The sequence below is a fragment of the Thiomicrorhabdus sediminis genome (assembly GCF_005885815.1).
GTDB classification, from domain to species: domain Bacteria; phylum Pseudomonadota; class Gammaproteobacteria; order Thiomicrospirales; family Thiomicrospiraceae; genus Thiomicrorhabdus; species Thiomicrorhabdus sediminis.
This window is the reverse complement of sequence record NZ_CP040602.1, coordinates 1,447,759-1,470,081: the sequence shown is the minus strand read 5'-3', so window position 1 is coordinate 1,470,081 and position 22,323 is coordinate 1,447,759. Positions and strand designations below refer to the sequence as shown.

General features: G+C 46.8%; 19 protein-coding genes and 1 pseudogene. 7 read left to right on the top strand and 13 right to left on the bottom strand.

Going from position 1 to position 22,323, the window contains the following annotated elements:
* Positions 1-25: 25 nt before the first annotated feature.
* Positions 26-304, bottom strand: coding sequence for a hypothetical protein (locus FE785_RS06690; protein ID WP_138565012.1), 279 nt, complete (start codon positions 302-304; stop codon positions 26-28).
* 311 nt (positions 305-615) lie between these two features.
* Here FE785_RS06690 and glnS point away from each other — a divergent pair.
* From glnS to dbpA, 3 genes and pseudogenes are all read left to right on the top strand, one after another.
* Positions 616-2,296, top strand: a pseudogene (gene glnS, locus FE785_RS06685) (glutamine--tRNA ligase).
* Between the two features lie 27 nt (positions 2,297-2,323).
* The gene (locus tag FE785_RS06680) at positions 2,324-2,758 is read left to right on the top strand and encodes a DUF3010 family protein (RefSeq protein WP_138565011.1); all 435 of its coding nucleotides are present in this window, start codon (positions 2,324-2,326) and stop codon (positions 2,756-2,758) included.
* Between the two features lie 82 nt (positions 2,759-2,840).
* On the top strand, positions 2,841-4,232 hold the full coding sequence (dbpA, locus tag FE785_RS06675) for an ATP-dependent RNA helicase DbpA (protein ID WP_138565010.1): 1,392 nt from the start codon (positions 2,841-2,843) through the stop codon (positions 4,230-4,232).
* 55 nt (positions 4,233-4,287) lie between these two features.
* Here the strand turns inward: dbpA and FE785_RS06670 are convergent, their stop codons facing one another.
* A complete protein-coding gene (locus tag FE785_RS06670; RefSeq protein WP_138565009.1) occupies positions 4,288-4,755 on the bottom strand; it encodes a peroxiredoxin in 468 nt (155 codons plus the stop codon).
* Positions 4,756-4,909: 154 nt separating this feature from the next.
* Between FE785_RS06670 and FE785_RS06665 the strand changes: the two genes are divergently transcribed.
* A complete protein-coding gene (locus tag FE785_RS06665; RefSeq protein ID WP_138565008.1) occupies positions 4,910-7,477 on the top strand; it encodes a sensor histidine kinase in 2,568 nt (855 codons plus the stop codon).
* 33 nt (positions 7,478-7,510) lie between these two features.
* Positions 7,511-8,677: a fused response regulator/phosphatase gene (locus FE785_RS06660; RefSeq protein ID WP_138565007.1), complete on the top strand. Its 1,167-nt coding sequence runs from the start codon at positions 7,511-7,513 to the stop codon at positions 8,675-8,677.
* A gap of 11 nt (positions 8,678-8,688) precedes the next feature.
* Here the strand turns inward: FE785_RS06660 and FE785_RS06655 are convergent, their stop codons facing one another.
* From FE785_RS06655 to metG, 10 genes are all read right to left on the bottom strand, one after another.
* On the bottom strand, positions 8,689-9,201 hold the full coding sequence (locus FE785_RS06655) for a ribonuclease H family protein (protein WP_138565006.1): 513 nt from the start codon (positions 9,199-9,201) through the stop codon (positions 8,689-8,691).
* A gap of 19 nt (positions 9,202-9,220) precedes the next feature.
* On the bottom strand, positions 9,221-9,652 hold the full coding sequence (locus FE785_RS06650) for a DUF1841 family protein (protein ID WP_138565005.1): 432 nt from the start codon (positions 9,650-9,652) through the stop codon (positions 9,221-9,223).
* 117 nt (positions 9,653-9,769) lie between these two features.
* Positions 9,770-10,402 carry an endonuclease III gene (gene nth / locus FE785_RS06645; RefSeq protein ID WP_138565004.1) on the bottom strand — a complete coding sequence of 211 codons (633 nt, stop codon included), beginning with the start codon at positions 10,400-10,402 and terminating at the stop codon, positions 9,770-9,772.
* A 12-nt stretch (positions 10,403-10,414) separates the two neighbouring features.
* Positions 10,415-11,170 (bottom strand): electron transport complex subunit E, encoded by a 756-nt coding sequence (locus tag FE785_RS06640; RefSeq protein WP_138565003.1) that lies wholly within the window; start codon positions 11,168-11,170, stop codon positions 10,415-10,417.
* On the bottom strand, positions 11,163-11,798 hold the full coding sequence (rsxG, locus tag FE785_RS06635) for an electron transport complex subunit RsxG (RefSeq protein WP_138565002.1): 636 nt from the start codon (positions 11,796-11,798) through the stop codon (positions 11,163-11,165). The genes FE785_RS06640 and rsxG overlap by 8 nt, the downstream gene beginning before the upstream one ends.
* Positions 11,799-11,815: 17 nt before the next feature.
* Positions 11,816-12,844: an RnfABCDGE type electron transport complex subunit D gene (locus FE785_RS06630; protein ID WP_138565001.1), complete on the bottom strand. Its 1,029-nt coding sequence runs from the start codon at positions 12,842-12,844 to the stop codon at positions 11,816-11,818.
* Positions 12,837-14,939, bottom strand: a complete 2,103-nt coding sequence (rsxC, locus tag FE785_RS06625; RefSeq protein WP_138565000.1) for an electron transport complex subunit RsxC — start codon at positions 14,937-14,939, stop codon at positions 12,837-12,839. The genes FE785_RS06630 and rsxC overlap by 8 nt, the downstream gene beginning before the upstream one ends.
* Positions 14,936-15,568: an electron transport complex subunit RsxB gene (gene rsxB, locus FE785_RS06620; protein ID WP_138564999.1), complete on the bottom strand. Its 633-nt coding sequence runs from the start codon at positions 15,566-15,568 to the stop codon at positions 14,936-14,938. The genes rsxC and rsxB overlap by 4 nt, the downstream gene beginning before the upstream one ends.
* A 15-nt stretch (positions 15,569-15,583) precedes the next feature.
* Entirely contained in the window at positions 15,584-16,159 is a 576-nt protein-coding gene (gene rsxA / locus FE785_RS06615) for an electron transport complex subunit RsxA (RefSeq protein WP_138564998.1), read from the bottom strand.
* A gap of 103 nt (positions 16,160-16,262) precedes the next feature.
* The gene (metG, locus tag FE785_RS06610; RefSeq protein WP_138564997.1) at positions 16,263-18,344 is read right to left on the bottom strand and encodes a methionine--tRNA ligase; all 2,082 of its coding nucleotides are present in this window, start codon (positions 18,342-18,344) and stop codon (positions 16,263-16,265) included.
* A gap of 248 nt (positions 18,345-18,592) precedes the next feature.
* On the opposite strand from metG, the gene FE785_RS06605 reads away from it, so the two are divergent.
* Positions 18,593-18,910, top strand: a complete 318-nt coding sequence (locus tag FE785_RS06605) for an STAS domain-containing protein (protein WP_138564996.1) — start codon at positions 18,593-18,595, stop codon at positions 18,908-18,910.
* 111 nt (positions 18,911-19,021) lie between these two features.
* Here the strand turns inward: FE785_RS06605 and apbC are convergent, their stop codons facing one another.
* Positions 19,022-20,146 carry an iron-sulfur cluster carrier protein ApbC gene (gene apbC, locus FE785_RS06600; RefSeq protein ID WP_138564995.1) on the bottom strand — a complete coding sequence of 375 codons (1,125 nt, stop codon included), beginning with the start codon at positions 20,144-20,146 and terminating at the stop codon, positions 19,022-19,024.
* A 275-nt stretch (positions 20,147-20,421) separates the two neighbouring features.
* On the opposite strand from apbC, the gene mutL reads away from it, so the two are divergent.
* Positions 20,422-22,317, top strand: coding sequence for a DNA mismatch repair endonuclease MutL (gene mutL / locus FE785_RS06595; RefSeq protein ID WP_138564994.1), 1,896 nt, complete (start codon positions 20,422-20,424; stop codon positions 22,315-22,317).
* Positions 22,318-22,323: the final 6 nt, after the last annotated feature.

The window sequence follows — 22,323 nt, the reverse complement described above, 5'->3', positions numbered from 1 at the left end:
GAGGGCGGGTCTGGATTGATCTTAATTAATCAAAAATCTGCCACCATGGACGAGTTCGTTCTTTGACGTCTTCGATTTTCTTATCGATGCTTTTCTCCGCTTCAGTTGTCTCGTCCAGTTCTGTTTTCTGCTTGTCATCCTTGTCGCCGTTTTTGTTTTGCATCATGGTTTTATGTTGCTGTTTTTGTTCAGCCGTCGGAGGCTTTCCTGAACCTGCCCATGCAGGCTTTTCCGCATAAACCGGTGCGCTGATGCTTAATGAGAATATCGTGCAGAATAGAATGGAGAATAGGCGTTTGTTCATAATGTGTACTCGTGTTTTTGGATAAATTCACGTTCAATATAAACGGCAAAGGTTTTGATGTCACGACTGATGAGTAATTCTCCAGGCTTTTTTAACCCTCCGGTCAGGAAATTAAAGCAAGTTGATAGCTATGTTTGTCGTTAAGCGAAGCCAGAAATAGTGCTATAATTGTGCGCAATATTTTTTCATACAAAATTAACCGGTCTAAACATCGCTTAAGGCATCTGACAAACGGTTATAAACCGTTTCAATGCGATCGTTTATTGACCCAGAATGTTTTGCATATTTCGCATATAGGTAATCACTTTTCGATGAGTAATCATGATAATTCGGCCAAAACGGTCAACCGTCCAGTTAACTTTATTCGCAATATTATTGATGAAGATTTAGCCTCTCATAAACATGATACCGTGCAAACGCGTTTTTCCGCCTGAACCAAATGGTTATCTGCATATCGGTCATGCAAAGTCGATCTGTTTAAACTTTGGTGTTGCAGAGGACTATCAAGGTGGTTGTAATCTGCGTTTTGACGATACTAACCCCGCAAAAGAAGATTTAGAATATGTCGAATCTATCAAGCGTGATGTGTCTTGGCTAGGTTTTCACTGGTCGGGTGATATCTGCTATTCATCAAACTACTTCGATCAGTTTTATCAGTATGCGGTGGAGCTGATCAATAAAGGTTTGGCTTATGTCTGTTTTCTTGATGCCGATCAAACCCGTGAATACCGTGGTAGCTTGACGGAAGCGGGGAAAGACAGCCCTTATCGCGATACTCCAGTAGAAGAGAATTTGGCTCTTTTCGAAAAAATGAAAAACGGTGAAATGCAAGAAGGTGAGTGTGTCTTGCGTGCCAAAATCGATATGGCTTCCCCGTTTATGTGTATGCGTGACCCGACCTTATACCGTGTGCGTTACGCTCATCATCATCAAACGGGTGATGCTTGGTGTATTTATCCTATGTATGATTATGCACACTGTATCTCGGATGGAATCGAAGGGATTACCCACTCTTTATGTACCTTGGAGTTCCAAGACAATCGCCGTCTTTATGACTGGGTATTGGATCACCTTGATGATTTCAAAAGACCGGATCGTCCGCACCAGTATGAGTTTTCACGCTTAAATCTGGAATACACGGTAATGTCGAAGCGTAAATTGCATCAACTGGTTAATGATAAGCTAGTTGAAGGCTGGGATGATCCACGTATGCCAACCATTTCCGGTATGCGTCGTCGCGGCTATACGCCAGCTTCAATCCGTGATTTCGCTGAGCGAATCGGTATCTCCAAAGTCGACAGCATGACCGAAATGGGCATTCTTGAAGCCGCCGTGCGAGATGATTTGAATAAGGTTGCGCCACGTTCTATGGCGGTGTTGGATCCGATCAAACTGGTTATTGAAAACTACGAAGGTGAACCGGAAACCTTGATGGCTCCTGTTCATCCGCAAAATGAAGCGATGGGCAAACGTGAGATCTTTTTTGGCCGTGAAGTCTATATCGACCGTGCTGACTTTGAAGAAGTGGCGCCAAACGGTAAATTCATGCGTTTGGCCCTGGACAAAGAGGTGCGTTTGCGTAATGCTTATGTCATCAAAGGTTTGCGTTGTGATAAGGATGAAAACGGCAATGTCACGACCGTATATTGCAGCTATGATCCGGACACCCACGGTAAAAACCCCGCTGATGGCCGAAAGGTAAAAGGTGTTATTCACTTTGTCGAAGCGAGCCGAGCTTTGCCGGCCGAATTCAGAATCTATGACCGTTTATTCAGTGTTGCCAATCCGGCTAAAGCGGATGATTTTGAAGCCGTTCTTAATCCTGAATCCTTACAGGTTAAAAACGGTTTTGTTGAGCCGGGGCTAAAAGATGCCGAGTATGAAAAGGCTTATCAGTTTGAGCGTGAAGGCTATTTCTGCCGTGATAACCGCGCCGCCGATAAACAGGTTTATAACCTTACCGTTGCGTTGCGCGATACTTGGTCGCAGTAATTGAATCAATAATAAACGAGCTGACAAATGAAAATATGTGGTGTTGAACTAACCGGAAATGATGCGGTAATCAGTCTATTAAGCGAGCAGATGGGGATGTTTCATCTGCCGGATTGCCGAGTGCGCCGCATCAATTGCAGCGATCCGGACAGTGCCAAAGATCTGCAGTATTTCCAAAAGACTTTTGTCCAGCTAATGCAGGATTATCAGATCGATGTGGTGGTAATTAAGCAACGCATGAAAAAGGGCAAGTTTGCCGGTGGGGCTAACGGATTTAAATTGGAAGCGGCTATTCAACTGGCGGAAAATTTAAAGGTCGTGCTTATGTCGGCGACCGAACAAAAGACCAATTTGAAGCGCTATCCTTTGCCAATCAGTTTTGCTGAAACCGGTTTGAAGAAGTTTCAGGAACAGGCTTTTTTGGCAGCTTTTTCTTACTATGCCGGCAAGCACGAGTGGTAAGCACCATTTAACGGATTGCTGGCCGACGTGGCCTTGTATATAGATACTTATTTTTTAGCCTAATTCTCTGGTAACCGAAACCATGACAGATATTACTGAATCTTCTTTTTTGCACCTTGATTTACCGCCTGCGCAGTTAAAAAACCTGCAGCAGCTGGGTTATCACCATATGACCCCTATTCAGGAGCAGGCATTACCGATCGCTTTGGGAGGGCATGACCTGATCGCTCAGGCAAAAACCGGAAGCGGCAAAACCGCCGCGTTTGGCCTGGCGTTATTAAATCGTCTGCAAGTGTCCGAGCTGTCGGTTCAGGCTCTGGTGGTTTGTCCGACTCGTGAGTTGTCAAATCAGGTGGCCGAGGAGCTGCGCCGTTTGGCCCGTTTTCAAGCCAATATCAAGATTGTGGTTGTGAGTGGCGGGGTGCCGATGCGTCCGCAGGTCGCTTCTTTGGAAAACGGCGCTCATATTGTTGTCGGGACTCCGGGACGTTTAAATGACCATATTGACAAAGGCAATCTGTCTTTGGCCAATATCAATACTCTGGTGCTGGATGAAGCCGACCGAATGCTGGAGATGGGCTTTAAAGAACAGATGTTAGAGCTGCTTAAAGATGCTCCGCATCAGCGCCAGACCATGCTGTTTTCGGCAACGTTTCCGGATGATATCGAATATATCAGCCGCCGTTTTCAGAAAAATCCGATGCAGGTCACGGTCGAGGCGCATCACGATATAGAGACCATCGAACAGCTGTTTTATATGTGTCACCACAAAGATAAGTTGCCGTCGTTGCAGCGAATACTAAGCGTCAACCAGTTCGATCATGCGATGATTTTCTGTAACACCAAGGCGTTGGTTGCCGAAGTGGTGGAATTTTTGAATCAGCGTGGTTTTGATGCGGTACCTTTACATGGCGATATGCAGCAACGTGAGCGTGAACAGGTTTTAATGCGTTTTAAGCACCATAGCACCAACTTTTTGGTGGCGACCGATGTGGCGGCACGTGGTTTGGATATCAGTGCTTTACCGGCGGTTATCAATTATGAATTGCCGCGTCATCAGGAAACCTATACTCACCGTATCGGGCGCACAGGCCGTGCTGGTTTGGCCGGTAAAGCCATTACGCTGTTTACCGAAAAAGAGCGTTATAAGCTTGATCATTTGAGTGATTACCAAGGCTATGCCTTGGAATATGAATCAATTGAGCGTTTGGATAAACAGCGCGCCGCTTGTCCGATGCCTCCTTATATCACTTTGTATATTTCCGGTGGCAGAAAGGAAAAGGTGCGTCGTGGCGATATTCTTGGGGCGATTACCAAACAAGCCGGGATTTCCGGTGAGCATGTCGGCAAGATCGATGTGGTCGACCATTCGAGCTATGTCGCGATTGAGCGTGGCTATGAGGCGCAAGTTATTAGCGAGTTGAATCAAAACAAGATAAAAGGGCGAAAGTTCAAAGTCGGTCGTGTGCAGTAGCAGACCAATAGATTGTCAGCAATTTGATAGCAATTACTGACAGCTGGTTAAAGGCTTAGTTCAATTTTCGGGTTTTTTCCAGTACCTTTTGTGCATGACCCTCCGGGTTAACCTTGTACTCGGCATAGGCGATCTGTCCTTGTTTATCAATGACAAAGGTAGAGCGTACAATGCCTTTAACCGTTTCACCATGTTTCTGTTTGTCCTGCCATACGCCATAAGCTTCACAGAGCTCACCTGAGGTGTCGGCGAGCAAGTCCAACCTCAAATTGTATTTCTTGATAAATGCCTGATGGCTGCCGCAGTCATCTTTGCTAACGCCGATAATGGTTGCATCGGCGGCGCTGAACTGTTCGATCAAGGCGCTGAATTCATTGGCTTCAATAGTGCAGCCCGGGGTGTCATCCTTAGGGTAAAAATAGAGCACAACATTGCGTTTACCTTGATATCCGGCCAGATTGATAATCTGGTTATCTTGGTTCGGGCTACTAAAATCTGGTGCTTGATCGCCAATTTTAAGCATAGAAATATCCTCTTTTATTCGAAGTTTGCTGAGCTATGTTAATCAATTCGCGAATAAATATCTGCATTCAATCATGGAGTTTTCATTCGTATTTTTGATAAGTTACGTTAAGATAAACTCAATCTATTAAATATACGTATTAGTTGGAATACCAGTGTTTGCCAATTTATCTAAAAAGGTTATTTACAGTATTTCTCTGGGTGTTTTGCTCGGTGGACTACTGTTGACTTTTCAATGGCAAAAATATGCTGAACAAAACAGTCGCAACGAGCTTGAAGGTCAGGTCAATAAATATGCCTCCAAAGCTTATCTATCCCTGCAACAGGCTTTGGTACGAGAATCTGAACGACTTGATAGTTTAGCGGCGGCCTTTAAATTGACCGATTCAATGAGCTATCAGGAGTTCCTCCGTTTTGCCAAGGTGGTTTCGGTCTCAACGGAACATGTCAAAGCGTTACAGTGGATAAAAATCATTTCGGCGAGTGAGCGGCAAGCCCTGCAAAACAATATGCTTGCGCAGGGATTCAATCGTTTTCATATTCATTCAACAAATCAAGAAAAACCCATACAGGAAGGGCAGCTCGCAGTCATCAAATATATATATCCTCTGCCCAGCGACCAGGCTGAGCTCGGTTTTGATATTTATTCGGATGAAGCCGCCAAAGAGGCCGCTTATATTGCTGATATTACCCAGTCACCCATTAGTATGGCTCCAGGTCTACAGGGGAATGAAACGTCTCAACAGGTCACTATTTTCCATCCGATTTATGGTAAAGAGGGGTTGTTGAGGGGCTTTGCGGTCTTGGTGATGGATATGCAACGCTTGATTGATTATGTGATTAATAAAAACCTGCTTGAGAAAAGTCTTCAATGGCTGATTCGGGATAACTATTCAAAAAATATCCTTTATGGTTCTGCTATCGAGGATCATACTGCGGATGACGATTGGTTGAAAACCTATGAATTCTATCTGCCTTTTAGTGGTCGTAGCTGGTCCCTTACATTGACTAGTGATTTAACCCAATTACCCGAATTCAATAACCCGCAGTTCCAGACACGGTCTTTCAATTGGCTGATAGGTACGGTTATCAGTTTGATTTTAAGCCTGCTGAGTTATTTTGTTTTGATGTTGCGTTATCGGTCACTGCAAACCGAAAAAACCATTAGAGACAATGAAAAACAGTATCAGGCATTGGTGAAGCAGAGTTCGGAGGGCTTCCTATTGCTCAATCGTGATGGTTATATCCTCGATGTCAATGCAGAGACCTGTAAGATGCTCGGTTATAAAAAACAACAGCTTATCAAAAAGCATTTAAGTGATATCGATACCGAAAATGATTTTTTCCAAGCCAAAAAGCTGTGTTTTGGCATAATGCCTAAAGACAAGTTGCTGTTTGAAACCACCTTCCAAAAAAAGCGGGGCACACGGATTACGGTGGAGATCAGTGCGAGTCGCATCACCATGTCCGGAAAAGAAGTTATCGGTGCCTTTGTTCGTGATTTGACGGAACGTTTGACTTACCGTGCATTAAGCCTCGATAACAAGCAGTTGCAAGAAGCCTTGCAGCAGCATACCCAGGAGCTGAGAGAGCAGAAAAATACCTTTGAGGCGTTATTTGAAAAATCGGCTGACGGCATTTTTATTTTTTCCGGTAAGTCTTTGATGGATTGTAATCAGTCGGCATTGGATATGTTCTGCTATGACGATAAACTGAAATTTTTTGCAACCAATCCCTATAAGCTAATGCCGAAAAACCAGCCGGATGGCGAAAATTCGATTCGCAAAGCTTTGCGCATGTTGGAAATTTGCCTGCTTGATGGTAGATATCGTTTCGAATGGTTATGCCGTAAAGCGACCGGGGAAGAGTTCTGGTGTGATGTGGTGGTCACGCAAATTGCATATTTCGGCACTCCGGTGATACATCTGGCGATGCGAGATATCACCATTCGCAAACATTTGGAATCACAAATGGATAACGCTCGTGCCGAAGCGGTCTACGCCAACCAAGTGAAAACCGAATTCGTTGCCAAGATGTCACATGAAATCCGCACACCCTTACACGGTATTCTTAATTATTCGCGTATGGGGGAAGAGCGCATTGATTCGGTCAGCACGGAAAAGTTGGCGCGTTATTTTAACCATATTAAAGTCAGTGCTGAAAGGCTGCTGGTGCTGTTCAATGATCTGCTGGATACCGCTAAACTGGATCATGGTTCGATGAGCTATGACTTTAAATACCAGAACCTGCAACCGGTAATTGAGAACTGTGTTGCCGAGCAAGAAGACGCGATTGAACAAAAGCAGATAAAGTTGGAACTGAACCGTCTCGACTATATGGCTTATTTCGATCAGCATCGCGTCGAACAGGTCGTTTCCAACCTATTGAGTAATGCTATTCGTTATTCTCCTCAAGGTGGGTCTTTGGTAATCCAGGCGGAGTCAGCGGAAAATGACCATATTACGCTGAGTGTCCGAGACAATGGTTGTGGCGTCGATAAAAAAGAGATGGAAACGATTTTTGATAGCTTTGTTCATAATCGAAGTCAATCCCTGAATCAATCCGGTTCGGGGTTAGGTTTGGCGATTTGTCGAGAAATCATTAAAGCGCATAACGGTAAAATCTGGGTAGAGAACTGGCGATTAAACAATCAGGTTCAGGGGGCGGTGTTCAAATTCACCTTACCACTGAGCATGAGCAGAAAATTATCCATCGGTGCCTGATGTGGCATTGAAAAAATCATAAAGGGTCTATCCATGATAAGCGAACAAATCTCTGATGCGGCGAACAGCCACATTCTGGTGATTGATGACGAGCCGATGAACCGTGCTTTGTTGGAAGATATTATTGATGAACGTTACCGAGTGACTTGTTTGGAAAGCGGTCGGCAGTGTTTGGATTTTATTGAGCAGTGTCATATAGAAGAGCTGCCTGATATGGTTTTGCTGGATATTAATATGCCGGAGATGTCCGGTTTCGAGGTTTGTCAGCAACTCAAAGCGAGCGCTAAAGCGTCTCAGTTGCCGGTGATTTTTCTGACGGCATTGATAGGCACCGATGATGAACGTTATGGCTTGGAGATTGGCGCGGTTGATTATATTACCAAGCCGTTTACCGAGTCGATCCTATTGGCCCGTATTCAGACCCATTTAGCCTTGAATGAGGCCCGTAAAATCATTGAAGTGAACAACCAACGGTTGCAGAGGGAGCGCAATCATCTTGAGCAAATTATTCGCTGTATGCGTGAAGATAACCGATTTGTTAGCGATAATTTATCTCAATTGATTTCTCCGGTCGAGGCGTCCAATGGCGATATTATCTTATCGACACTGAATCGTTTTAATCATCAACACCTGCTGGTCGGTGATTTTACCGGCCATGGGTTGAATGCGGCTGTTGCCGGGCCATTGGTCTCTTCGCTCTTCTATACTCAAAACGAGCAGGGCGCCTCTGCGCTGGCAGTTCTGGAAAAAATCAATAACGAGCTTTATCGAAAGCTACCGTCACAGCATTTTTTGGCGGCGACTTTTATTGATTGGGATAAACACTCCAGAAATGTGACGGTATGGAATTTTGCCATGCCCGATACCGTGCTTATTAAAGCGGACGGCAGTTACCAGAAAATCGCTTCTATGTCGGTCGCCTTAGGGGTGTTGAGCTGTGAACAACACTCCCCTTTACCGACCAGTATCCACTTTAATCCAGGTGATATGATCTTTGCATATTCTGATGGTATTGAAGATGTGTTAAACCCGCAAGGCGAACGTTTTGGTGAACAGCGCTTAAAAGCTTTATTGCAACAGGTTGCCGCAAATGAACTCAGTTTGGAATCAATTTCCACTGAGGTTGAACAATTTGCCGATGGCGAAAAGATTGTCGATGATCTAACCATTGTCCAGCTGATTGCTGACTATTCGAATTGAATCTACCTGCGCTAGGCAATGTAGAGCTTCTTGTCTAGGCGAGCCTGGGTCGCCAATTCGTCAACTACGACATTACCGTGAATGCCGCTGTGTGCCTTGACCCATTGCCAGTGGACATTGAGCTCATTGGTTAAGTTTGCCAACGCTTGCCAGAGCTCTTTATAGACGACGGTTTTGCCTGATTTCACTTGCCAGTTATTGGTTTGCCAGATCGAATATTTCTGCTCTAAGCCTTCGATGATAATGCGCGAATCGGTAAACAGGGTAATGTCTGTTGGTATCTCTTTCGAGGTTTGTATGGCGAGCAATGCTTGATGGGCGGCTTGCAATTCCATCTCCAGGCTTGAGGTGTGTTTTTGCCAGCCGCTGTTACGTTTGAGTTCTCGGTAGTCTGAAGAGCTTAAACGTTTGATGCTTTGTGGTGGCTTGGTTTTGCGCTGATAAATAATATAAGCCCAGCCACCGGTGTCGTTGTGTGCTTCGTAGCCGCCATCGCAGTAGATATGTATCGCTTGTTTGTTCATGGTTGCGCTATCAAGCTGTCTATTTGAGTAACAGGTTTTGCAAACATCGCAGATAAGCCTGTTCGTCCGGTGAGCTTTGATCTCGTTGTGAGACCCATAAAGATTCGGCAAGGCAATCCATCATCGCATGTTCGGTGCTGTGCACATCGCCAAGACGTTCGCCTAATTGCTGATAAACCGCCTGAATACCAGCAGGGCGGTCCAGCGCGACCTGCTCTTGTAATCCCAGATGCATTCCCATATGCAGGAACGGGTTGGTTTCACCATCTTCAGGTTTATATTCATTGCCGAGGTGTTTTTCATTTTCCAGCATGGCGTGATATTCCGGGTGCATTTCTATCACTCGTGCCACCAGTGTTTCCATCGCATCGAGTGGGGCATTCATGCGGGCTTTACGCCAGGTATCGACATAGAATTGGCGTAACTTGTCTCTTTCTTGGGTGTAAAACATAATTCTCTCATTTCACCGCCAATGCATTATCCTGTATTGGCTTCACTTCAAGGGGCTTTAATTGAGTAGACCTTATCAATTGTCGCTCTATTTCAATTAGCTAGGTCAAGACTATTTTTAAGCGGTCTTTTCTTTAAATTCACATAGGTCATAGATGCAGCAGGCGCCACAGCGTGGTTTTCTGGCAACGCAGGTATAACGGCCATGCAGAATCAGCAGATGATGCGCGGGGATTATGTACTCTTTGGGCACGTTTTTTAACAGCTTTTTTTCCACTTCGAGGACATTTTTGCCCGGTGCGATTTTAGTACGGTTGGAGACGCGAAAAATATGCGTGTCCACCGCCATGGTCGGTTGGCCAAAAGCGGTATTTAAGACAACATTTGCGGTCTTACGACCGACCCCCGGCAAGGCTTCCAAATCGGCACGGTTATCGGGAACCTCGGAGTTATGGCGTTCGATTAATTGCTGACAGGTTTTAATCACATTGGCGGCCTTGGTGTTAAACAGACCGATGGTTTTAATATATTCTTTGAGCCCGTCAACGCCCAGGGCGAAGATCGCTTCCGGTGTATTGGCTACCGGAAACAGTTTGTCGGTAGCCAGGTTGACACCTTTATCGGTTGCTTGCGCCGATAAGATCACCGCAATCAACAATTCAAAAGGGGTGCTGTAGTTGAGTTCGGTCTCCGGTTCCGGAATGGCTTCGCTCAGGCGTTGGAATATTTCGAGTCTTTTGGCTTTATTCATACTGAAAAATCATTAAGGTTTATTCGGGTTGATGGCGACCGGGATTTCAATGGCGTTTTGAATCTTACGGCGTTTAGCATCAATGGCATTTTTAAGCGCAATCAGCAGTCCCAAACCGATAAAAGCGCCCGGTGGCAGTACCGCCAGCAGTACGCCTTGGAAATCGTCTGCAAAGTGAATGGTCCAGCTGCGAGCGGCCTCACCAAACATCAGGTGAGCTTGATCAAATAAAGTGCCGTTACCAATCAATTCGCGGAGTGCACCCAGCAATACCAACACAAGCAAAAAGCCCACTCCCATAAAGAAACCGTCCACTAACGCTTTATCGACCGGGTTTTTTGATGCATAGGCTTCGGCGCGGCCTAAAATCGCACAGTTGGTAACAATCAATGGAATAAAAATGCCCAAAATGCCATGTAGGGTATGAAAGTAAGCATTCATCAGCAGGTCAATCGCGGTCACTGCCGTGGCGATAATCGCGATGTAGACCGGAATACGAATTTCATTGGACACATAAGAACGGATGGTGGATACCAGGCCGTTGGAGATCATTAGTACCACCAAGGTTGCCAAGCCTAAACCGAGACCGTTTATGGCGTTATTGGATACGGCCAGCAGTGGACATAATCCAAGTAGGGCTACCAGTGCCTGGTTGTTTTTCCACAGACCGTTTTCCACTATCGGTTGATAGCGTTGCCAAAGGTTCGGTTTTGTCTTGATCGTGTTGCCGCTTAAGCTTGTGTCGTTGTTTACACTTGTCTCACTCATAGAGTTCGCCTCCAAGTTGCTGCATCGCTTGCAGACTGTTATAGACGGCTTTAACCACGGCGCGAGGGGTAATGGTTGCACCGGTGAACTGGTCGAAATCTCCGCCATCTTTTTTCACCGCCCAGCGAGTGCCATCATGCAGGTTCTTATTGGCAAAGCCCATTACCCAATCGTTTTTGCTAATATCGATTTTATCGCCCAATCCTGGGGTTTCACGGTGATCGAGTACACGAACCCCGGAGATATTGCCGGTGGCATATAGTCCGACCAAGATCTCAATCTTACCGTTATAGCCGTCATTCGCGTAAGTGGTGTAAATCAGCGCCACTGGTTGTTGGTTTTTATAGGCGCGATAGACATTAATCGGTTCATCGCTGCCCAGCTTGGCTAGCACTTGCGGATCCGTAATCTGAATCTGATCGGCTAATAGATCATTGTCATACTCATTGCTGGGCAGTACCTGATTGAAACTGCTGATCAGGTTGTCCTGCTTGGCTTGTTGAATAATGGGCGTGCTGAAGTAGTGCACCAACAACAAAAAACTGATGCTGAGCAGAATAAATACGACCAGCTTGCCGGAAGCTTGCGACATCGCATAAAAAATTGTTGTGCTGTTTGGTTTACTCATAACAATCTCTTTCCGGTCTAACGTTGATGACCAAATACTCGTGGCTGTGTGTACTGATCAATCAAGGGGACGGCGATATTCATCAATAAAATCGCAAAGGCAATGCCATCAGGGAAAGCCCCCCAGTTGCGAATCACATAAACCAGTATACCGATACCGCATGCATACACCAGTTTACCGCGAGGTGTGGTGCTGGCTGAAACCGGGTCGGTAATAATGAAAAATGCCGCAAGCATGGTTCCACCGGACAGCAATGTGAAGCCAACCGTCGGGTAGGTGTTTGGATCAATACTGTGGAAAATAAAACTGATCAATGCCAGCGAGGCTAAGAAGCCCACCGGCAGCTGCCAGCTGATGGTTCGGCTCAGTAGCATCCAGATACCGCCGATTAAAAACGCCAGGTTGATCAGATTCCAGCTATTCAATTCCCAGAAAAAAGTGGTGTAGTGGTCTGCAATCGAATCCTGCACCGCAATACCTTGCGACAGGCCGGTACGAATCTGATCCAAAGGCGTGGCTCCGGTCATTGCATCAACCGCTGCTTGCGGCATACCCGAGAAAATATAGCGAGCCGACTCCAGCAGACTCGGTGTATCGGCCAGCATATTGACCGGTAGTGTCCATTGTGTCATCTGTACCGGAAAGGAGATCAATAAAAAGGCGTAGCCGAGCATGGCCGGGTTGAAAGGGTTATAACCAAGGCCGCCATAGAGGTGTTTACCGATAATTAATGCAAAGCTGCAACCGCTGACAATTACCCACCAAGGTGATTCCGGAGGGATACAAAATACCAAACCGGTCACCGTGATCAAGCCGCTCATATCGGTGAGAAACGGCATGACCGGGCGATTGCGCAGTTTGAGCATAACCGCTTCCACAAGAATCAGGGTGAAAACCGCCAAAAACCATTGGATCACTATGCCGAAGCCGAATAGGTAGATATGCGCCATCAGTGCTGGAAATGCCGCTACCTGAACCTGTAGCATCACTTTACGCACCGATTGGTTATTATGTGCGAAGGGTGAAGAGCTGATAGCACTAGTCATTATCATCGGCCTCTTTAGGAGTTGAGTTTTTTTCGGCAGCTTTTTTCGCTGCCATTTCACGTGCCTTCTGGCGCGCTTTTTCAATTGCCTGCTGGCGTGCATCCGGTTTGGTTTTTGCTTCTGTTGAAGCACTGTTGTTTGCTGTGCCGTAGTCATGGGCTAAATTATTATCATCGGCGGATTTTTTTTGTTCAGCACGTTTGGCCGCGGCTTTTTTGGCTGCGGCCATAGCGGCCTGTTTTGCTTGGTTTTTTTTGTCGGCTTGCTCGTCAGTGGCGCTTGATTGTTTTGTCGTTGTCGAATCGCTAGCGTTTTTTGCCGCGGCTTTGGCGCTGGCTTTTTTCGCCGCTTCAATCGCACGACGTCGTGCCGCCGGGATCGCTTTGTCATGTGTTTGATCCGTATCGGAAGTCGCTTCTGTGGAAGTTTGCTTGCGTTTGGCCGCCGCAGCTTTGGCGGCCGCAGCACGTGCTTTAGCGGCAGCCGAAGCCGGTGTGTTGCCAGCGCTTTCTTGCTCGGCTTTATCGGCATCATTCTGTTTTTGCAGCTGTTGTTTGACAGCGGCCTTTTTCGCTTTGAGACGGGCTTCGCGTTCCTGTTTTTCACGTTCCAAACGCTCTAAACGGAATTCATGACGTTGTTTTGCGACTTCAGCGGCGGCAGCTTCCTGATTAAGCTGACGGATTTCCGATTTGGCGTGACGGTAATACTGCACTAAAGGGATATTGCTTGGACAGACATAACTGCAACAACCGCATTCGATACAGTTAAAGACATTGAGTTTTTCAACCTTATTAAACTCTTGTGCTTGGGCGTGCCAGTACATCTGCTGAGGTAGCAGGTTGATCGGGCAGGCATCCATGCATTCACCGCAGCGAATACAAGGCATTTGCAGTTTTTCCGGTTCCGGTCGATTGACCAATACACAGTTGGTGGTTTTGAGCACCGGTACCTGATTGCTGGCAACCCTAAAGCCCATCATAGGACCGCCCATAATGGCGCTGAAATCGATCTGTCTTTTTGGCTTGGCGGCGCCAATCAAGGTGTCAAACGGTGTACCGATCATGGCTCGGATATTGAAGGATTCATTTAATTCCAGTCCGGTGATGGTCACCAAACGGCAGGTGAGCGGTTCACCGTAATGCACGGCACGATAAATCGCCGCATAGGTGGCGACATTCATCATCAATAAATCGACCTGGATGGCATGTTTATCGTGCGGAACTTCATAACCGGTCAGTTCATAGATCAACTGTTCCTGACCGCCCATCGGATAGACAGTTTCCACTTCAATGATTTCAATAGGAATGTCGCAGTGATCATTTTGTTCAGCCAGTTTGGCGGCATGGCGCATTGCTTCAAGGGCTTTTTGTTTATTGGCTTCAATACCGCAGACGATTTTGGGGGCGCCTAGAGCTTGAGCGGTAATTACAGCCCCTTCGATAATCGAGGTGGCCTCATTTTGCATAAGCAGGTCGTCACAGGTAATAAACGGTTCGCATTCGGCACCGTTGATCAGCACCATTTCCACACGGTTTTTTTCATTGGGAATCTTGGCATAGGTAGGAAAGCCTGCTCCTCCCATACCGATAATACCGGCCTGTAGAATAATATCTTTGAGTGCTTGCGGCGATTGCGGCGCCTTACCATCGACGCCAAGTACGTTTTGTATCGACTCGTCTTTGCCGTCAGGCTCAAGTACGATGCAAATGTCTTTCAACCCGGAAGGATGTGGCAATGTCTGTTCGCTGATTTCTCGGATAACCCCCGAAGTCGGAGCATGGATCGGAACCACCAGAGCCTTGCCGGCGTCTTTGGAAGAGTTGGCAATCAGCTGGTTTTTTTTCACCTGCTCACCGATCTCTACCAGCAGCTCCGCACTTTGGCCGATTTGCTGCTGCAGCGGGATAATCAGTTTGGGCGGGATAATCATCTCGTGGATAGGTTTATCCGCCGACAGGTTTTTCATATAGGCCGGATAAACACCACCGTTAAAACGGTGTAACCAACGTTTCGCCATCGGATAAAGCGGTTTTAGCAAGGCGACCAATTCGTTGATATATTTGCCAAGTAGCGGTTGCGGCTTCAGGGTCATAGAGAGGCTCCTGGCTTTTTATCCGAGCTGTCAGCATTATCGTTTGCGTCTTGTAGATAAATTTCGCTAAGGGTTTTTTCCGCACTCGCGGCTCCCAGGGTTTGCGGTTGCGGCCACTGCCAGTTTTGTGTGGAAACCTGAGCCGGTAACATCTCGATGCAATCAACCGGGCAAACCGGAATACAAAGTTCGCAACCGGTACACTCTTTTTGGATAACGGTATGCATGAGCTTGGTTGCGCCGACTATGGCATCTACCGGACAGGCTTTAATGCAAAGAACACAGCCGATACAGATGTCTTCATCGATATAGGCGGTTTCTTTGACCTTATGGTCTCCCTCGGTGTTTTCCATCGGTTTCGGATCCATGCCGGTGATTTCGGCAATTTGCAGCATCACTTCAGTGCCGCCGGGAATGCATAGATTGACTTCGGTCTCGCCTTCAGCCAAGGCGTTTGCATAGGGTTTACAACCCGGATAACCGCATTGTCCACATTGGGTTTGAGGCAGGATCTTATCGATTTGTTCGGCTTGTGGATTGCCTTCGATTTTAAAGCGCACCGAAGCATAGCCAAGCAATAAGCCAAATAGCAAAGCAAGACTGATAAATATGATTAGGGCTTCAAACACGCTCGACTACTCCATCTATACCAGGCCGCCGAATCCCATAAAGGCCATCGACATTAAACCGGCGGTAATTAAAGCGATTGGTGCGCCTTTGAAAGGGGTGGGTACATCGGCGACATCAATACGTTCACGAATGGAGGCAAACAACACCATTACCAAGGTAAAACCGATCGCTGCGCCAAAACCGTAAAATGCCGATTCAAGAAAGCTGTTGTTTTCCCCGACATTCAGCAGGGCGACACCGAGTACCGCACAATTGGTCGTGATTAAGGGCAGATAAATCCCTAAAACCTGATAAAGCATCGGGCTGGTTTTATGGATTGCCATTTCCGTAAAGCCGACCACTGCAGCAATAGCCAGGATAAAGGCGATGGTCTGAAGAAACTCCAGATTAAAAGGCGCCAATAGGTAGTTGTAGATCAGATAGCTCAATACCGAAGACAGGGTTAATACAAAAGTTGTCGCTAAGCCCATACCCAGCGCGGCATCGGTTTTTTTAGAAACCCCCATAAAAGGGCATAGACCGAGGAATTTGACCAATACAAAGTTATTCACCAGAACGGTGCTGATCAGAATCAGAATATAATCTTGCATTCAGGTCTTACCTCGTTGAGTTGTTTGCTCGTGATTGAGAGCACCATATCGGAGCCAATCGATCAATTAGTCAATAAATAATCGATTGACCCCTTTCAGTGTTTTATTTTACGCGCATGCCCGGTGTCGCTCCCGAGTCAGGAGACAGCACATAAAGGTCGCTACCGCCCGGTCCGGCGGCTAATACCATGCCTTCAGAAACGCCAAAACGCATTTTTCTCGGCGCCAGGTTGGCCACCATCACGGTTAGCTTACCAATTAATTGCTCCGGTTCGTAGGCCGATTTGATTCCGGCGAACACCTGACGCTGTTCCAGGCCGATATCCAATGTCAGTTTCAGCAGTTTGTTGGCTTCGGGTACGGCTTCGGCATTAACGATTTTGGCAATGCGCAAATCGATCTTGGCGAAGTCATCGATAGTGATTTGTTCGGCAATCGCGTCATAGTCCGCAGATGCTGCTTTTTTCGCCGGTTTGCTATCGCCTTTTTTACCGTCCGGTGCGCTGCTTTTTGTATTGGCTAGCGAAGCGGCAGAGGCATCAATCATTTTTTCAATATCGGCCATTTCCAAACGGGTTAAAAGTGGCTTGAACTTAGTGATTTCATGACCCAGTAAGGGTGTCGCCACCGCTTGCCACTGCCAGCTGTCCAGTTGCAAGAAAGCCAAGGCCTTATCAGCGGTAGCTGGAATAACCGGCGCCAAATAGCTCATTAAAACGCGGAACAGGTTGATACCGACAGAAACCGATTCATGTAACTCGGCTTCCTTGCCTTCTTCTTTGGCTAAGACCCAAGGTGCGGTTTCAGCAATGTATTCATTGGCCTTGTCGGCTAATGCCATAATCTCACGCATGGCGTGCGAGTAATCCCGCTTTTCATATAGATCAGCGATGGTTTCCGATTTATCGGCAAAGCTCTGATAAAGTGTCTGCGCATCTGCCGATAAAGATTCAGCCAGTTTGCCGTCGAATTTTTTCACCACAAATCCGGCACAACGGCTGGCGATATTGACCACCTTGCCGACCAGGTCGGAATTGACGCGCTGGGCGAAGTCTTCCAAGTTCAGATCGATGTCATCAATACGGCTAGTCAGTTTAGCGGCATAGTAATAACGCAGATATTCCGGGTTCAGGTAATCCAGATAGGTTTTCGCCATGACGAAAGTACCGCGCGATTTCGACATTTTCTGCCCGTCAACGGTCAAGAAACCGTGAGCGAAAACGCCGTCCGGGGTGCGGTAATCGGAACCGGATAACATCGCCGGCCAGAACAGGGCATGAAAGTTGATAATGTCTTTACCGATAAAGTGATACAGTTCGGCATTGGAATCCTTTTTCCAGTATTCATCAAAATCCAAACCGGATTTTTCACAATACTCTTTAAAGCTCGACATATAACCGATAGGCGCATCCAGCCAGACATAGAAAAACTTGTTTTCTTCACCTGGAATCTGGAAGCCGAAATAAGGCGCGTCGCGAGAAATATCCCAACCGCGCAGTCCGCTTTCCAACCATTCATCCAGCTTATTGGCAATTTGCGCCTGCAGGTGACCGGCTTTTGTCCACTCTTTAAGCATCTGCTCAAATTGTCCCAATTCGAAAAACAGGTGGTCGGTTTCTTTTTCTACCGGAGTCGCGCCGGAAACGGCTGATTTAGGGTCAATCAAGTCTGTCGGGCTATAGGTCGCGCCACAGGCTTCACAGTTGTCGCCGTATTGATCTTCGGTTTTACATTTCGGACAGGTTCCCTTGACGAAACGATCCGGCAGGAACATCTGTTTTTCCGGGTCATAAAACTGCGAGATGGTTTTGCGAGAGATATAACCCTGTTCTTTCAGTTTTAGGTAAATCGATTGCGAAAGTTGTTTGTTCTGTTCCGAGTTGGTGCTGCCATAGTGGTCAAACGCGATATTGAAACCGGCAAAATCTTGCTGATGATCAATCGATGATTTGGCAATCAATTCTTCCGGGGTAATGCCTTCGGCTTCGGCACGTAGCATAATCGGAGTACCGTGGGCATCGTCTGCACAAACGTAAGTACAAGTGTGGCCGCGCATTTTCTGGAAACGTGACCAGATATCGGTTTGAATATATTCAACCAGATGACCAAGATGAATTGGACCGTTGGCATAAGGTAGGGCACTTGTAATTAAAATCTTTCTCGGAGATTGTGGCGTTTGTGACATTCTTAACTTCCGCAAATTGTGGGTTTTATGAATTTGTTAAATTAGCCGCATATTATAGTGATTTTTATGGCTTTTGTATGCCTAAACTTTGCCAAAACCGGTTAAAAAATGCCGATAGTACAATGAGTGCCGCATATTGAATGAATTAGCGCAAGCCAGATGAAATTCCGCTGTTATCCATCCAGCAAAAACGCTATACTGTAGAGATACGTAAAAACACGATTTATTCAATTTTCCTTCGGTGGTCTATGGCACTTAAATCAAACTATGCAGATCAGACTTTAACAATTCATTTGGCAAGCAGTTTTGAGGTGAGTCAGTATGAAGAGTTTAAGCGTTTGTGCGCCGAATATTACGAGCCGGAAAACCGCTTTGTTATCGACTTTAAAAAAACGCTTTATATGGATAGTTCTGCTTTGGGAATGTTGTTATTGTTGCGTGAGCAGACAGGCGGAGATCGCAGTAAGGTCAAATTGATTAATATCAATGACACCGTTTATCGAATTCTCCAGGTTGCCCAATTCAATAAGCTGTTTTCCATGCAGCGCCTTAATGAAGAGTCTTAAAGGCTTTCTAAAGGAATTCCAAGTCCGGTTTGCCATGAGCTTTGTCAAGCAAATCGCTGTTCTGAAAAAATTAAGCAAACCTCCAAGTGACTATTTGGAGGTTGTCGGCGTTTATTTGTTTTCGATAACGATATTCGGGAAAAGATTGGCGTAGTTGCGTTTTTTGATACCGATTTTAGCTCCGATTTGATGGGCTATATGGCGGTATTTTTGCGCGATATCGCTGCTTGGTTCTGCGGTGACGGTCGGTTTGCCGCTGTCGGCCTCGGCACGGATTCGACTTTCAAGAGGCAGGGCGCCCAAGAAATCCACTTGATACTGTTTGGCCATGTTTTCGCCGCCATGAGAACCGAAAATGGCTTCCTCGTGTCCGCAGTTCGAGCAGATGTGAGTGCTCATGTTTTCGATAATGCCGAGTACCGGAATCTCCACTTTCTCAAACATTTTCAAGCCTTTTTTGGCATCAATCAGGGAAATTTGCTGTGGCGTTGTGACTATTACCGCACCGGTTACCGGAATCTGTTGAGCCAGAGTCAACTGCACATCACCCGTGCCAGGCGGTAAGTCGATAATCAGGTAATCCAAGTTGTCCCAATTGGTCTCTTTGAGTAGTTGTGAAAGGGTTTGGGTGACAATCGGGCCGCGCCAGATCATCGGTGAATCCTCTTCAATCAGAGCGCCAATCGACATGACTTGTAAGCCATAGGCGATCAACGGCTGCATGCTTTTGCCGTCATTGGTTTGCGGTTTGTCTTTGATGTTTAGCATGGTCGGGATGCTTGGTCCGTAGATGTCCGCATCAAGCAGACCGACATTAGCGCCTTCTTGTTGCAATGCCAAAGCCAGGTTGACCGCAGTAGTCGATTTACCAACGCCACCTTTGCCGGAAGCAACGGCAATAATGTTTTTGATGTTTTCTAGCGGGTTAACCCCTTTTTGCGCATCGTGGGCAACAATCTTGGTGCTGAATTCGCATTGCACCGCATCGATACCGTCAATTTGGCAAAGTTCATGGCTCAGGTTCTGTTCAATGCTTGGCCATAGCGTTTTACAAGCATAGGGCATGTCGATTCGACAGTTTAGTTTGCTTTTTTTCAGTTGCAGTTCGCTAACCGCTTTCAACTCTTGTAGTGATTGTTGACTGATAGAATCGATGCACAGTGCCAGTTTATCGGAAATCTGTTGTTGCATGACTTCGGAGATGCCGTTGCCAAATAAAGCGTTTAAAATGCCCATGAAGTTGTTAGTCTCGTTTCGATTGATCTGATTGGTCTATTTTAACAGGTCTTAGCGCGACTAAAAAACGTCAGATCATTGTGGTTTCTTGGTTCCTATAAGAATTAGGGGGGTTATCAAGGATAGCTTAAGGGCACAGGACGTAATATTTGCTATTTTCTATTGAGAATGCATCGCGAAAAAAAACTGCCTTGTTATAATCTCAATATCTACAAAATCACACTAAGTGAGTTAGTGTTTAATTCGTTTTCAAATCAAAAAGGTTTTGCCTCTTAATGAGACAAGTCATAGAACAGCTTCCCGGTTATCTCGCTGACCAAATCGCTGCCGGTGAGGTGGTGGAAAGGCCCGCTTCAGTAGTCAAGGAATTACTGGAGAATGCACTCGATTCAGGGGCGACGCAAGTCGATATTCTGATTGATGAGGGGGGTGAAAAAAAGATTAGTGTCATCGATAACGGCAGCGGGATTCCGCAGCACGAATTGTTGTTGGCAGTGAGTCGACATGCGACCAGTAAAATCAAAACCGGCGCCGATTTGGCGGCCGTGGCAACCTTGGGTTTTCGCGGTGAAGCTTTGGCCAGTATCAGTTCGGTCTCACGTTTTGAAATCGTGAGTCGTGCCCAAGACGAGTCGGCCGGTTGGGGGCTTGCCGCCGAAGGTGACGGACGTTGGACCGAACCCCAGCCTAAGGCGGCAAACCCGGGTACCGCGGTGCATGTTACCGATCTATTTTTCAACACGCCGGCAAGAAAGAAGTTCTTACGTTCCGCACGCACTGAATTTTCCCATATTGAACAGTTGGTCAAGCGGGTCATGTTAAGTCGTCCAGAAGTCGGTTTTAAGCTGGTTCACAACAATAAGGTGGTGCGTCAGGTCTTTGCGGTAACCGATGAGGTCAGTTTGAAAAAACGTTTAAGCCAGTTGATGGGAGCCGGTTTTGTCGACCAGTCGCTGCGCATTGACTTTGCCGCGCAAGATATCAAGGTCAGCGGGTGGGTCGGTCAACCGACCTTTAATCGCAGTCAGACCGATATGCAGTATGTTTTCGTCAATGGTCGAATCGTTCGTGATCGCTTGCTTTCTTTCGCTTTGAAACAGGCCTATGCGGATGTGCTTTATCATGGCCGGCACCCTGCTTATTTGGTGTTTATTGAAATCCCGCACGAGCTGGTTGATGTCAATGTCCACCCGGCCAAATATGAAGTGCGTTTTGCCAACGGACGTTGGGTTTATGATTTTTTGCGTCGCAGTGTGCGTGAAGCGGTCGCCAAACCGTTGGTCGCACAAGCCGGTAGTGGCGCTTCTTTAGATCAGGTTATGGCAGCGGGTTCTAAATCGACGGTTGCGGGTAATGCCAGTTGGGGGCAGGCTGTTGTTAATAATACAAATGCTTCACCTTCCATTCAGGAGTCAATGCAGTTTCAATCGCCAACGGCGAATATGCAATCGCGAGTTGAGGACGCTGCGCCAGCCTATAATGCCAATCTGGCTAATGCGATTGCCGATTATAAGAATCAGCAGGCAGGTGCGACACTGAGCGAGTCACAAGGCTTTGCTGGCGACGCAGACAGTGCCTCTGCACAAATGCCACGTTTAGGTTTTGCCAAGGCGCAGCTTCATGGGGTCTTTATTCTCGCCGAAAGTACCCACGGTATGGTGTTGGTCGACATGCATGCAGCGCATGAACGAATTGTCTATGAGCGCTTTAAAAAGCAATGGCAGCAAGACCGTTTGATTTCACAACCGCTCTTAGTGCCTATGTCGGTAGCCTTGGAAACATCGCAAATGTCAGTCTGGCAGGAGTTTGCCGATTGGTTTGAGCGCTTAGGGTTTACCCTTGAAGCGTTGGGGCCGGAAAACCTCAAGGTCACGGCGGTACCGGCCTTGTTGGCAAAAAGCAATATTGTCGGTCTGTTAGAAGATGTATTGGCCGATCTGGCTGTTGTCGGCGAAAGCGATCGCATCGAAGAGAAAATCAATCACATCTTGTCGACCATGGCTTGTCACGGTTCGGTACGTGCCAATCGTCAGTTGACACTGCCGGAAATGAACGCTTTGTTACGCGAGATGGAAATGACCGAGCGCTCCGACCAGTGTAACCACGGTCGGCCTACGTGGGTGCAGTTATCCATGGATCAGCTGGACAGCCTGTTTATGCGTGGTCAGTAAAGCGAA